Here is a 13423-nt window from a genome sequence, read left to right as displayed (position 1 = left end):
ATTGATAAGTATCGACTTCGACACCAAACTAGGCCGAGCTCTCGCCCAGTGACGGGTCAAGCCACCGCCATTGCCGGCGTCAAGGAATCCCCCACATGTCCACACTTGAAATCATCGCTGTCCTGGTCAATGTTCTCGGCGTCTGGCTTACCGCCCGGCGCATTCGCTGGTGCTGGCCGGTCGGTGTCATCGCCGTGTTGCTCTACGCCTGGATTTTCTACGACGCCAAGTTGTATTCCGATACGCTGCTGCAGGGCATCTTCGCCGTGTTGCAGGGTTATGGCTGGTGGCGCTGGAGCCAGGGCGGGCTGAGCGAGGGCAAGGTCCATGTGGCCCGGTTGTCCTTGCGCGAAGGCCTGCTCGGCTTGCTTGGCGGTGCCGTGGGCGCGGTGCTGCTGGGCGGCCTGATGGTCCGCTTTACCGATGCGGCGGTGCCGTGGGTCGACGCCTCGCTCACCGCCTTCAGCCTGGTGGCCAGCGTCTGGGCGGCGCGCAAGTATGTCGCCAGCTGGTGGTTGTGGATCGTGCTGGACGTGATCTACGTCGGCCTGTTCCTGTTCAAGGACCTGCAGCTGACGGCCGCGTTGTACGCCGGCTTCGTGGTGCTGGCGATCTATGGCCTGCGGGCCTGGCAACAGGACCTGAGTGACCAGGAGCTGCAGTCCCTACCTGCGACGAGTGGGCTCTAGTCGATCATCATGGTGCCATGGAAATCCGGGGACAGAGTCTTGGGGCCTTCGATTACTGGCGCTTGACGTATTGAACAAAAGCGCCCTGACCTGCCACTGACAGCTTAAAGATATTTGTGTCGGCGTCGATACACTCCTGTACATAGAATAATTCTCTTGCCCCAGGAGGTTCCATGACAGGGATATCGTCGATCAATGTCTTGACGCTGAACCCTTCCCAGCTTGTTGGTAATCCGCCGGCTGGCGTCCCGTCCGTCGAAACCACCGCTGCCGTTTCCGCACCGGCGTCCAGCGTGATTCTCGGCCAGAGCAATGTGGTCGAAATCAATACCTACAATGCCCGTGGAGCCTTGCCCAACGCCGCGCAGCTACCCGCCTGGGAAAGCAGCCCGCTGGACAAGGTGTCGTTCACGATGGGCGGCAACCTGAGCAACAGCTCCAACTCCAACTCCGCCCGCCTTGCCGGCCTGGGTGCGGCGTTGCTGTCGCAGTTGGCCGAGGGCAGGAAGAATATCTCGCAATCGGTTGTCCAGCAGCCCGGCAGCAAACCGCTTAACGCCGCCGAACTGGCGGCCGCGCAAGCCAAACTGCACAGCAACAATGCCGACAGCACGATCAGCCTGACCCTCAAGACCGCCAGCGGCAAAACCGTGACCTTGAGCCTGGCGAATCAGGACGGTGGAATGGCCGTGCAGGCCCAGGTGGAAGGCGGCGAGCTCACGGATCAAGAAAGTGCGGCCCTGGCCAAGATGGCCAACGGCTTCCAATCCGCGATCGACGGTTTGACCGCCGAGCCGCCTCAACTGAAGTTGGATGCCCTGACCCAGTTCGACTCGAAGGTATTTTCGTCGGTCGACCTGAGCACCAAGCTCAAGCTTGACGACAAAAACGTCCAGACCCTGGAGTTCCACGCCGACAGCCAGAAACGCTCGGTGAGCATGAGCGGCCCTTCAGGTGATCTGCAACTGTCCGTGGACCTGAAGAGCCAGGCCATTCTCGGCAATGCCAATCAACAGGCCAAGGCGCTGCAGAGCTACCTCAAGCAGATCGATGCCGCCGTCGCGCGGGGTCACGCTGACCGCGATTTGATGTCGATGTTCAAGGATGCGTTCTCCTCCCTCAACAGCAACTATCCCGCCACTCGAGCGAGCTCTACGCCGGCAACCGTCGACCCGCTTGCACCCAGTACTCTGGACCGCAACCTGTTGACCGGCCTGGCGGACTTCTCCGCGTCGATGACGCAGACAAGCCAAGCGAGCAACCCGATGCATCCCAGCGAGCGCGATACCTTCGCCTATAACGTATCGCAAACCACTCGACTCAAAGGCAGTGATCCGCAGAATCGCGCCATTGAGCAGGACCAGCAATCGAGCCTGAACGCCAGCTATCACCAGGCCCTGTCCGCGGGCCAGAAGCTGAAGCTGACCAGCAATGCGGACTCGCAGAACTACCTGTTCTACCAAGTCAGCGACACCGCCAACAGCCAAACCAATATCGCTTATGAAAAGGGTGAGTTGACCCGGGCGTCGGTGAGCCAGTCGGCCAGCCAATCCACCCGGATTTCCAAATACGTGATGGGCCATCTGGTGGAGCGGACAAACACTCCCGTCAACACATCGAAGACCCAGAGCTTTCTCGACGTGCTGGAACGGGCCTTGCACCCGGAGAAGGCGGACAAGACGCCCTCGGGCGTCGCGCACTTGAAGGAACTCCTGGCCGGCCTCCAAGACAAGGTACTGCTTGATTCATACCCGAAAAAAATCAACAGCTGACCCCGGCTACAAGGGCAACAGGGCGGGCTTTACCCGCCCCGTTGCCGTGGACCTAGCTGCGATATTCCTGACTTCCGCCTCGCTCGTGGTCGTAGTAGCGGCCATGTTCATGCCCGCCACCGTGCCCGCCATCATGCCAATACGGCCAACAGCCCCCCAACAGAAGGGCGCCGGAAAGTACCAGGATCCATAGGGTTGTGCGTTTCATTTGATCGTTCTCCAGTGCAACGGATTAGCGGCTGCTCTGATTGCCATGGGCAAGTGTCATTGGCACAGCAAAATCCCTGAATGCCGGGTAAAGAACGATGACATGCCAACGGCAGTTCGTCGGTTCGCTGCCGCGCTTAGTGGTAAGGTTGCAGATATAGATGCCGCCCCTTAATCCGGATAGACGAATATGAAAAACTTCGCATTCAAAGCGGGCATGCCCGCCGTGTTGATGCTGGCCGCCCTCAGCGCTTCTTTCTCGACACAGACGATGGCGGCAAGCAGCTCTGACGCCGTCTCGCAGGTGGCCGCCCGTCACGCCAAAAAATACGAAGACCTGGTGGAAAAGCGGATCAACGAACTGCACGCCAAACTGAAGATCACCGACAAGCAGTCCGTCCAGTGGGAGGCCTATGCGAAAACCATGCGTGACAATGCGCATGTCATCGACAAGGCCTATCTGGAGCGGGCGCAGAAGCAGCCTTCGTTGAATGCCGATGAGGCAATGCAGTCCTATGCCAGGCTGGCCCAGATGCACGCGGACAATCTGCATAAGCTTGCCACTTCATTCAGCGCGCTGTACGGCACGCTTTCCGCCGATCAGAAAAAGACCGCCGATAAACTGTTTCGCAGTGAGCGCGGGGAGCGGCGCGAAGTCGCGGACAGGTTTCATTGATGGGTGCTGCGCGTGCCTTGGCGAACAGAGCCGTCCAGCGGTTCCGGGGGCGCACTCAAGTGTGCCGTGCGTCTGGACCGGGGGTAACACTGCAATCCAGTCGTTCACGCAAGAACTCGATCAGCGCCCGTACCGGCCGAGAGCCCTGGCGATGCTGCGGATAAACCGCTGATAACGCCAACGGTTCAGGGCAGAACTCATCCAGCACCGATACCAGCCGCCCATCCTGCAACGCCGAGGCGACAATGAAGGTCGGCAAATAGGTAATGCCCATGCCGGCGATGGCCGCGTCCTTGAGCAACTCACCATTGTTGACCCGCATCCTTCCCGTGACATTGACGATCAATGGCTTGCCCTGCCCTTCGAAACGCCACTGCACCTGGCGGATGTGGCCGTAAGGCAGGCAATCATGCCCCCGCAAATCCTCGGGTCTGGCCGGAGTGCCGCGCTCGGCCAGGTAAGCGGGACTGGCGCAATAGACCCGCTGGATGGAACCGATACGCCGGGCAATCAGCGTCGAGTCTTCCAGCACTCCAATCCGCAAGGCCAGGTCGTAACCCTCACCGAGCAAATCTACCGGTCGGTCGCTGAGATCGACTTCAACCGTGACGTCTCGATAACGCCGCAAAAACGCCGGCAATACCTCGCCCAAATGCGCCATGGCAAACGACAGCGGAGCGCTCAAGCGAATAGTGCCACGGGGCTCGATTGTCTGGCCGGCGATGCCCTGTTCCACTTGCTCGATTTCGCCGAGCAGACGCACAGCCGACTCGTAATAACTCTGCCCCAGGGGTGTCATGTCCAGCCGCCGGGTCGAGCGATTGATCAGGCGCACGCCCAGGCGCTCCTCCAGTTGCATCAGACGCCGGCTGACAAACTGCTTGGACAGGCCCAATTGATCCGCCGCGGCGGTGAAACTGCCGGAGTCCATGACCTGGCAAAAAATACGCATATCTTCGAACGGGTTCATTGTCACGCCCTGGTTGACAGTCAACCACGTTATAGCGGCTTTTCTCCTTTCTGGCAGCTGATCAATCGATGTCCATGGCGCGTTTGCTGTCCGGACGAAATCGGCGTCGGCGCAACGGCGTCCTATGCGCTTGTGATGTTCAAGGGTTCCGACATGTACTGACTGATCCGCGAACGCAGCCAGCGTTCGGCCGGGTCGTTGTCGTGCACGCCGCTCCAGGCCATCGACAACTGCGCCGCTTCGATGGGAAACGGTGGTTCTTCAGCTCTCAAGGAGCAGCCTTCGACCAACGCGCAAGCCGCATAGTCGGGCACGGTGGCGATCATTTCGGTGCCGGCGAGCATCGCCCGTAAACCACTGAATTGCGGAACTCCCAAGACAACGCGCCGGGTGCGGCCGACCTTGGCCAGGTCAAGATCGATGTTGCCGCTCAGGTCGCCGGAAAACGACACCATGGCGTGGGGCCGCCGACAGTACTCATCGAGCGTCAGCGCATCGGGGCGATTGTCACCGCGCAACACCTTGCAGGCGATATCGCGCAGCTTCCTGCGCTTGGCATTGGCCGGCAGTTCGGTGGTGTAACTGACGCCCACGGAGATTTCCCCGGACGCCAGCAAGGCCGGCATCAACAGGTAATTGGCCCGACGCACCACCACCACGATCCCCGGCGCCTCCAACTGCAGCTGACTCAACAATGGTGGAAACAGGCCAAACTCGGCATCGTCCGAGAGGCCGATGCGAAACACCTCGCAGCTCGTCGCCGGATCAAAGGCCTTGGCCCGGCTGACGGCTCCCGAGATGGTGTCCATCGCCGGTTGCAGCTCCTTGAGAATCGCCAATGCTCGCGCCGTCGGCTCCATCCCGCGGCCATTGCGCAACAGCAGCGGGTCGTCGAACAAATCCCGCAGGCGTCCCAACGCCGCGCTCACAGCCGGTTGCCCCATGAACAGTTTTTCCGCCACCCGGGTCAGGTTCTTTTCGAACATCAGGGCCTCGAAAATCACCAGCAGGTTCATGTCGACACGGCGCAGATCGCTACGGTTCATCACACACTCCCATGAGCAAAGCGGTCGCGAAGGACCGTTATAGGCCTCCAATGTTGCACTTGAACGCGCCGCCGCAATTGCAGCGGCGTGCTGACTTGCCGTTGTTTCTTGCCCTCGCCGGGCGAAGGAATTAACAACGTTTAACTCGCCCGCCAGTCCCCCGCGACCAAGAATGAAGCCCTCTGTGCAGACCTGTTTTCCAAAGCGGGAAGCTGCTGACTCCGCGTGCAGTGCGCCAGCGCATCCCCACCGACACGGATATATGTGATGGCCTACGTTCAGCCCAACACCGTCCGCGCATCAGTGACTGAAGCGCGAAAAACCACCCTGGGTGGTCTCTCCCCCTGGCGGGAAAACCTGGTCAAGAAATTGATCCTCGACGGCCTGAGTGAGACGCTGGAGGTGACCGAACTCGCTAGGGCTTGCGCCCTGTCCCGCAGTCATTTCTCCAGAGCCTTCAAGTGCAGCACCGGCCTGTCGCCGCAGGACTGGATTCGTTGCCAGCGCATCGCCCGGGCCAAGCAACTGATCCAGGAGACCGACCTGACGCTGACGCAAATCAGCCTGGAATGCGGGTTCTGCGACCAAGCGCACTTCTGCCACATGTTTACCCGCAGCGAAGGCATCAATCCGTTTGCCTGGCGTTGTCGGATAATGCGTACCACTCCAGGCCTCAGCAACACCAGGGCGCGACACAACGCTCAGCAAGGATTCGGCACCGATCAACCTCAAACTCAGTAGCGATCAATGAATGCGCCACGTCTTCAGGTCTTCGCTGAAGTCGGTTTCCGAGAATGCCTTGATGCCGTCTCAAGCGCTCTATGGATGGCCCAGCCGTTCGGCCAGGCGCGCAACCCGCTCCCCCAGGTGCGCGGCGGTGTTGCGATCTTCGGGAGGCGGGGCGTGGTCGGGAGGCAGATCGACGTTCGACTGGGCCATGGCCCCCAGGGAGCTGCCAAGACGATTCAGCTGCCCATCGAACACACCAATGCCGGAACGTGCCGGCAGCAGATCGAGACCGACCCAGATCATCGAATGCTGCGCGGCGAAGACGGCCATCTGCAGCAAGGTGTTGAGTTTGTCGCCACACAGGCTGCCGGAATTGGTGAAGCCGGCGGCGAGTTTGTCTCGCCAGGGTTGGGCCAGGTAGAACGAGGCGGTGGATTCCATGAATCCTTTGAAGGCCGCCGAGGCGCTGCCCATATAGGTCGGGGCACCAAAAATGATTGCATCGGCCTGGTGCAGGCATTCCCAGCGCTCGTCCACTTCCTCGACCGGAATCAGACGGCAGACACTGCCCAGGTGCCGTTCGACCCCCCGGGCCACGGCCTCGGCCATGGCCCGGGTATGGCCGTAGCCACTGTGATAGACCACCACCACATTGCTCATTCCGGCATCCTCCAGAAGTGTTCATCCTTTTGCGACACGAAGCACGAAAAGCATTGCCTTCGGTTGATGGACTTGAAGGATTGGATTTTTGGGCGTAGACCGGATGCGGGGCGAGTTAAACGTTGTTAATTTTCAATGCGGTACCAAAATATCCCGCGCCCCTCTCTGTCGGTGCCGCCCCCCCGCAAACACGGCGCTTGCGCACGCGGCGCAAGACACCGGGGCGGTTGCGCACACGGATAGTCGTTCGGCCAGTGCGTTGCGCTGAGCAAAAAATCTACGGAACATGCCCGAATACCGCGTGACAGAGGCGAGCAGGAGTGACCCGTTGACCCTTTCCCCCGAACAGGCCGTGCATTTCGGTCCCTACCGGATCTACCCCGGTCAACGCCTGGTCATGGAGGGCGATCAGCCCCTGCGCCTGGGGCGGCGCGCCATGGACATTCTGTTGATCCTGCTGGAACACGCCGGGAATGTGGTCAGCAAACAGCAATTGATCGCCCGAGTCTGGCCCAGAAGTGTCGTCGAAGACACCAATTTGCGCGTGCACATGGCCGCACTGCGCAAAGCCCTCGGCGACGGCCAGGCCGGCCAGCGCTACATCATCACGGTCGCCCAGCGTGGCTACAGTTTTGTCGCACCCTTCTCTCTCGAGGCCATCGAGCAAAGCCCCAGGAGCGCCTCGGAGCAGCCGGTGGGCCATAACCTGCCCGTGCGCCGCACCCGTATGATCGGACGTCACGCCCTGCTGGACAGTGTCGTGACACAACTGCCCGGCCAGCGCTTCATCACCCTGGTCGGCCCAGGCGGCATCGGCAAGACCACCGTGGCGCTGCGCGTTGCCGAACAACTGATCGGTCACTACCGTGACGGCATCCGACTGTTGGACCTGGCCCCGATCCATGATCCCCGGATGATCACCGCTCATCTGGCAACGCTACTGGACCTGGCGCTGCATGACGGCGAGCCGATGAACTGCCTGGCAACGTGCCTGCGCGAGCGGCAGATGCTGCTGGTCATCGACAACTGCGAACACCTGGTTGATGCCATCGCGTTGCTCTGCGAAAGCATCCTGCGTGCGGCGCCACAGGTGCATATCCTGGCCACCAGCCGCGAGAGCCTGCGGGCCGAAGGCGAATTCGTACAACGTCTGGAGTCGCTGGACTGCCCACCGCCCATCGCCGTGCTCAACCGCACTCAGGCCTTGGGCTTTTCGGCTTTGCAATTGTTCGTCGAACGGGCGATGGCCAGCCACGACAGTTTTGAATTGGCCGACCACGAGCTGCCCTTGGCGATTGAAGTCTGCCGGCGCCTGGACGGTATTCCCTTGGCGATCGAGCTGGCGGCGGCGCAGGTGGCCAACCTGGGGCTTGAGGGATTGCTGACGCAACTACAGGGCAGTTTTCGCCTGCTGACCCAGGGTTCCCCTATGACACTGGGCCGCCATCAGACCTTGCGTGCCACGCTGGACTGGAGCTTCGAGCTGCTCAATGCCTGCGAGCAGGCCTGTCTGCGCCGGCTGGGCATCTTCCGGGGAGGATTCACCCTGGCGTCGGCGGCGGCGGTGATCGTCGGCGAACACATCGCCCCCGAGCTGGTTTTTACCTCGATCACCCAACTGGTGGCCAAGTCCTTGCTGAACGTGGAAGTCGGCGACGAGGAGGTGTTTTATCGCCTGCTGGACACCACCCGCAGCTACGCCCTGGAAAAGCTCGACCAGGTCACCGAGCTGGCAGAGATCCGCGAACGTCACGCCGAACGTTGCCTGGCCTTGATGCACCAGGCTCAAGACGACTGGGAGCTGACCCCGTCCGAGCTATGGATCGAACGTTACGCCCGAGGCCTGGAAGACATCCGCGCCGCGCTCGACTGGGGCTTGAAGGGTGACGGCCCGCCTTTGTTGGCGATCCGGTTGACAGCCGCCTCGACGCCGCTGTGGCAGGAACTGTCGCTACTCAAGGAACACGGCGGGTATGTACGCAAGGCTCTGGCCCGACTGGAAGACGCTGCGCAACCCTGCCCTCGCTTGACCATGGCCCTCAAGCTCGCCCTCGGCAGTTCCTGCTACCACGCCCAGGGCGGCACCGCCGAAACGATCGAGGCCTTCGTGAGCGCCCGGGCCCTGGCCGAACGCTGTGCCGATGTGGCCGGTCAGCTCCGCGCGGTATCCGGGCATATGGCGGTCAATCTCAGTTGCGGTAACTACCAACTGGCCCTGGAGCAAAGCCAGCAGTTCGACCGATTGGGCCTGCTCGACAACGGCGCCGCCGCGATGTCCCTCAGCACACATCGCTTGCGGGTGCTGGCCCTGCACTTTGCCGGGGATCAGCCACAAGCGCGGGAGAATGCCGAGCAAGTCATCCAGCGCATGGCCCAGAGCGGCCACCTCAATCGTTTCACCCGCGGCTTTGGCGTGCAGTACGACCAGAGCGTCGCCGCCCTGACGATCCTGGCGCGGATCCTATGGCTGCAAGGCCATCCGGAAAAAGCCTGGCACACGGCTCGCCAGGCCCTGGATATCGCGATCCAGATCAACCACGGCACCTCCATCTGCTACACCCTGGCGTTGTCCGGCTGCCTGATCGCCCACTACAACGGCGACACCGGGACCGCCCGTGAACTCTTGCGCCTGCTGCTGGAGCAAGCACAGAAGCACTCGGTGCTGCTGTTCTACACCTGGGCCCGGCGCTATGCCCAGGTGATCGATGGTGCCGCGGAGTACGCGTCGCCGCCGGCCGGCAGCGGGCTGATCAAGGACATCATGGTGACGCTGGACACTGGCTACGTCGATGATGCCTTGCTGGAGCGGGCCGAAACCGGCATGGCCGGCTGGAGTACGGCGGAAATCCTTCGGGCCAGGGCCAATCGACTGCTGACCGCAAACAGCGCGAGCGCGGCCGAGACGGTTCTGCTCAAGGCGCTGGCCGTGGCAAAAGCCCAGGGCGCCCTGGCCTGGGAGTTGCGCAGTGCCACCTCACTGGCACAACTTTGGCAGCGCCAGGGCCACTTCCAGCAAGCACATGACCTGCTCGCACCGATCTACGCGCGTTTCACCGAAGGCTTTGCCACACCGGACCTATCCAAAGTCCGCCAGTTGCTCGACGAGTTGCAGCGACACAGGAACGCCTGACGTCCAGCGGGCCGGGCTGACGTAGCGGGCATAGCGCATTTCAAAGGCCCGCAGCAATCCACTGTGTTCCAGCTTATCCAGAGCGAAAGCGCGGGTGGTGTTGAGCAGCCGGTAACGTGTCATGCCATTGCCCTGCTCCACCGACAGCAGCGATTTACGCGCCAATCGTTCCACCACTTCCACCAGGCTGGCGGGTCGCAGTACCACGCAACTGATGGCGCCGACGGCAGCCTCCAGGGTAAAGGCCATTTTGAACACCGCCAGCCCCTGTAACACGGTTTGCTCCAGTGGGCTGAGCCGCTGATAGCTCCAGTCCAAGGCGGACTTGAGGGTCTGATGCCGCGCCACGGCGGTGCGTCGGCCTTGAGTCAGCAGCTGCAAACAGTTGCCCAACTGGGCTTGCACTCCCACCAGTGCCAGCGCATCGATCTGCGCCGCCGCCAGCTCGATGGCCAAGGGCAAACCATCGAGTCGACGGCAGATTTCGCGCATGGTTTCGAGGTCCCGCTCGCGCAAGGCAAAGGCTGGTTGACGGGCCCGGACCCGGCTGACAAACAGCTGCACTGCCGAATAGCCCATGACTTCATCCACACTGTGCAACGCCGACGCGGTCGGAACGGCCAGAGGCGGCACGCGCAGCACTGTTTCAGCCAGTGCCCGCAGCGGTTCGCGGCTGGTGATCAGGATCGACAACCGTGGCGCCGCAACCCGCAATGCCTCGACGACTGTCCGACAGCCTTCGAGCAAGTGCTCGCAATTATCGAACACCAGCAAGGCGTGCCATGACACAAGGGTGTCCACACCGCGCTCCAACTCAAGGGTGTGAGCCAGATAGCCGATGATCCGCGCGGGATCATCGATTGCCGCCAGATCAATCATCCAGACACCGTCACGGTAGTGCTGTAGCAGCAATTCAGCCACACGCAACGCCACGGTGGTCTTGCCAATGCCGGCTGGGCCAACCAGGGTCATGAAACGGTGAACGGGCAACTGCCGGACCACACTGTCGACCATCGAGTCTCGACCGGTGACGGCAGTCAGCCGCGCAGGCAGGTTGTGCTGGCGCTTGTGCAAGGTGTCGATCGAGACCGTTGCACCTTGCGCAATCCTCTGCACCGGGGCGATGAACACGTAACCGCGCTGGGGGATGTTGACGATGTAGCGTCGCCCCTCCTGGCCATCAGCGAGAGCCCGACGCAGGGCGGCGATGTGAACGCGCAGATTGATTTCCTCGACCACCGAGGTCGGCCAGACAAGCGCAATCAACTCATCCTTGCCGACCACGTTGCCAGCGCGCTCGACCAGCACCTGCAAAATATCCAACGCCCGCCCGCCCATGCGCAGCGGCCGGTCGCCGTCCAGAATCAACCTTTGCCGCGGGTGGAGTACATAGGGGCCGAAGCGCAGCGGCCCATCGCTGTTTAAATCTCTGAGGCTGTTCATGCACGCTTATGTGCTGAAAACCTGGTTCGGCCCAAAGTACTGCATGCTCCGTTGCGCGCGTTCACCCAGGCTCCCGCACCTCCATGGCTAAAGTTCATGGGTATCTTGGCAGGCGTAGGTGACCGCACAACCGCCATGGGAGGAGCGTTACGGCCATCCCAGTGCTCAGGACGGACAAGAGGGCTCTAACTGAACTGTTCGCGGTACTGGCTGGGGGTCAAGCCGAGTTTTTCACTGAACAGAAAACGCATGTGCCGCACGCTGCCGAAGCCGCTTTTGTAGGCCACGGTCTTGAGCGGCAAGTCGCTGGTTTCCAGCAGACGCCTGGCGCAATCGATGCGTGCGTTTTGCACAAAAGCCATCGGTGTCATATTCACTTCCCGGGTAAATATCCGGGCAAAATGCCGCGCACTCATGTTCGCCAGGCCGGCCATGCGTTCAATGCTGAAGCTTTCATCAAGGTGTTCGAGCACATGATGCTGAACCCGGGTGACCGGGGTTTCCTGGGGCGACACCGCCGCCATCAACGGACTGTACTGCGCCTGTCCGCCCTGGCGCTTCATCACCACCAGCAACACCTTGGCCACGTCCTGGGCGATTTTCTTGCCGTGGTCCTGGGCAACCACCGCCAGGGCCAGGTCAATGCCGGCAGTGACGCCACCGGAGGTGATCAGGTTGCGGTCCTGGACGTAGATCTGATCGATCTCCACCGTCGCCCCGGGGAAAGCCTTGATCAACCGCTCCGTATAGTGCCAATGAGTCGTCACGCGATAACCATCCAGTAAACCGGCATGCCCCAGCACGAAGGCACCCGTGCAAATCGAGCCATGACAGGTCGCCCGGTGGACAGCATTCTGAAGCCAGGCGAGCAATGACGGACGTCTCTCGTTGTAGGCACCAGGGCCACCAGGCACCAGCAACAGGTCATAGCCCCCCTCCGCCTGATCGATGTGCGTGTCAGCCTGCACCCGGACACCGTTGGAAGCCCGCACCGCCTCGTGCTCAGTACCGATCAGCAACAGCTGATAGTGCTCGTCCGGATCCAGATAGCGATTGGCGATGGAAAACACCTCCATGGGCCCGGCCATGTCGAGCAGGAGAAAGTCCGGGAACAGCACCATCGCGACTGTTTTCATGGTTTATAAGCCACTGATATAAAAGGAATAGAAGCCTCACGCCGACACTGGATAGTATGACCGGATATGGCGCGACCAGTGGCTGAGAATACGTGACTTTCCGCACAAAATTGTCAACCTGAAAGAGACAGTATTTCAATTTTCATCTACTTATTGCACCCGGCGGCAAACATTAACCTTCTCCTCACTCGGACGAATCCTCGTCCCTACCGGAGATTTCATCATGCTGACCCTTCGCAAAGCCTCTGATCGTGGCGTCGCCAATCACGGTTGGTTGAAGTCGTTCCATACCTTTTCCTTCGCCAATTACCGCAACCCGCGGGAGCAGGGTTTTTCCGACCTGCTGGTGATCAACGACGACCGGGTGGCCGCCGGCAAGGGTTTCGGTCAACACCCACACCGGGATATGGAGATTTTCTCCTATGTGCTCGAAGGCGCCCTGGAGCACAAGGACACCCTTGGTACCGGTTCGGTGATCCGCCCCGGCGACGTGCAACTGATGAGCGCCGGCAGTGGCGTGGCCCATAGCGAGTACAACCACTCGGCAAACCGGCCGGTGCACTTCCTGCAAATCTGGATCGTGCCGGACGTCAGCGGCGCCAAACCGCGTTATCAGCAAGAGCACTTCAGCACCCAGAAAAAGCGCGGTCGGCTGCAACTGATCATTTCGCCTGACGGGGCCGACGGCTCGCTGACCGTGCGTCAGGATGCGCGGGTTTATGCCGCGCTGATTGATGGCAAGGAAAGCACCACCCTGGAGCTGGCCGCTGATCGCTATGCCTATGTGCATGTCGCCCGGGGCCATGTCGAACTCAACGGCGTGCAACTGCAGGAAGGCGATGGTGTGCGGGTTCGGGATGAACAGGTACTGACCTTGAACAACGGCGCGGATGCCGAAGTGCTGGTGTTCGACCTGCGTCCCCAAGAACTTCCAGAAATGCCTTGAGTGTAGCGAGCCCGGGGGC

Annotated in this window: 11 protein-coding genes; 6 read left to right on the top strand and 5 right to left on the bottom strand. The window is 61.2% G+C overall.

What is annotated here, in order from left to right; genetic code table 11:
• Positions 1–95 precede the first annotated feature (95 nt).
• The 3 genes from pnuC (at position 96) to M5B99_RS09745 (ending at position 3344) form a co-directional block, all read left to right on the top strand.
• The gene (pnuC, locus tag M5B99_RS09755) at positions 96–689 is read left to right on the top strand and encodes a nicotinamide riboside transporter PnuC (protein WP_248803835.1); all 594 of its coding nucleotides are present in this window, start codon (positions 96–98) and stop codon (positions 687–689) included.
• Positions 690–862: 173 nt separating this feature from the next.
• Positions 863–2461, top strand: coding sequence for a lactate dehydrogenase (locus tag M5B99_RS09750; RefSeq protein WP_248803834.1), 1599 nt, complete (start codon positions 863–865; stop codon positions 2459–2461).
• A gap of 397 nt (positions 2462–2858) precedes the next feature.
• Entirely contained in the window at positions 2859–3344 is a 486-nt protein-coding gene (locus tag M5B99_RS09745; protein WP_248803833.1) for a Spy/CpxP family protein refolding chaperone, read from the top strand.
• Between the two features lie 55 nt (positions 3345–3399).
• On the opposite strand, the gene M5B99_RS09740 is transcribed toward M5B99_RS09745, so the two are convergent.
• Together M5B99_RS09740 and M5B99_RS09735 are read right to left on the bottom strand one after the other, a co-directional pair.
• Positions 3400–4314: a LysR family transcriptional regulator gene (locus M5B99_RS09740; RefSeq protein ID WP_248803832.1), complete on the bottom strand. Its 915-nt coding sequence runs from the start codon at positions 4312–4314 to the stop codon at positions 3400–3402.
• Between the two features lie 122 nt (positions 4315–4436).
• The gene (locus tag M5B99_RS09735) at positions 4437–5360 is read right to left on the bottom strand and encodes a LysR substrate-binding domain-containing protein (RefSeq protein ID WP_248803831.1); all 924 of its coding nucleotides are present in this window, start codon (positions 5358–5360) and stop codon (positions 4437–4439) included.
• A gap of 267 nt (positions 5361–5627) precedes the next feature.
• Here M5B99_RS09735 and M5B99_RS09730 point away from each other — a divergent pair, with 267 nt between their 5' ends.
• Positions 5628–6101 carry a helix-turn-helix domain-containing protein gene (locus tag M5B99_RS09730; RefSeq protein WP_248803830.1) on the top strand — a complete coding sequence of 158 codons (474 nt, stop codon included), beginning with the start codon at positions 5628–5630 and terminating at the stop codon, positions 6099–6101.
• Positions 6102–6179: 78 nt separating this feature from the next.
• Here M5B99_RS09730 and M5B99_RS09725 read toward each other — a convergent pair whose 3' ends face one another.
• Positions 6180–6749, bottom strand: coding sequence for a flavodoxin family protein (locus M5B99_RS09725; RefSeq protein ID WP_248803829.1), 570 nt, complete (start codon positions 6747–6749; stop codon positions 6180–6182).
• A gap of 328 nt (positions 6750–7077) precedes the next feature.
• Between M5B99_RS09725 and M5B99_RS09720 the strand changes: the two genes are divergently transcribed.
• On the top strand, positions 7078–9879 hold the full coding sequence (locus M5B99_RS09720) for an ATP-binding protein (RefSeq protein WP_248803828.1): 2802 nt from the start codon (positions 7078–7080) through the stop codon (positions 9877–9879).
• Here the strand turns inward: M5B99_RS09720 and M5B99_RS09715 are convergent.
• Positions 9826–11322 carry an ATP-binding protein gene (locus M5B99_RS09715; RefSeq protein ID WP_248803827.1) on the bottom strand — a complete coding sequence of 499 codons (1497 nt, stop codon included), beginning with the start codon at positions 11320–11322 and terminating at the stop codon, positions 9826–9828. The genes M5B99_RS09720 and M5B99_RS09715 overlap by 54 nt on opposite strands.
• Positions 11323–11507: 185 nt before the next feature.
• Positions 11508–12458, bottom strand: coding sequence for a GlxA family transcriptional regulator (locus M5B99_RS09710; RefSeq protein ID WP_248803826.1), 951 nt, complete (start codon positions 12456–12458; stop codon positions 11508–11510).
• 223 nt (positions 12459–12681) lie between these two features.
• On the opposite strand from M5B99_RS09710, the gene M5B99_RS09705 reads away from it, so the two are divergent.
• Positions 12682–13404, top strand: coding sequence for a pirin family protein (locus M5B99_RS09705; protein ID WP_248803825.1), 723 nt, complete (start codon positions 12682–12684; stop codon positions 13402–13404).
• Positions 13405–13423 lie beyond the last annotated feature (19 nt).

Origin of the sequence: Pseudomonas sp. MWU13-2100 (assembly GCF_023242365.1) — a bacterium.
GTDB lineage: Bacteria > Pseudomonadota > Gammaproteobacteria > Pseudomonadales > Pseudomonadaceae > Aquipseudomonas.
The sequence above is the reverse complement of the archived record's forward strand: the minus strand, read 5'-3'. Positions and strand labels throughout refer to the sequence as shown.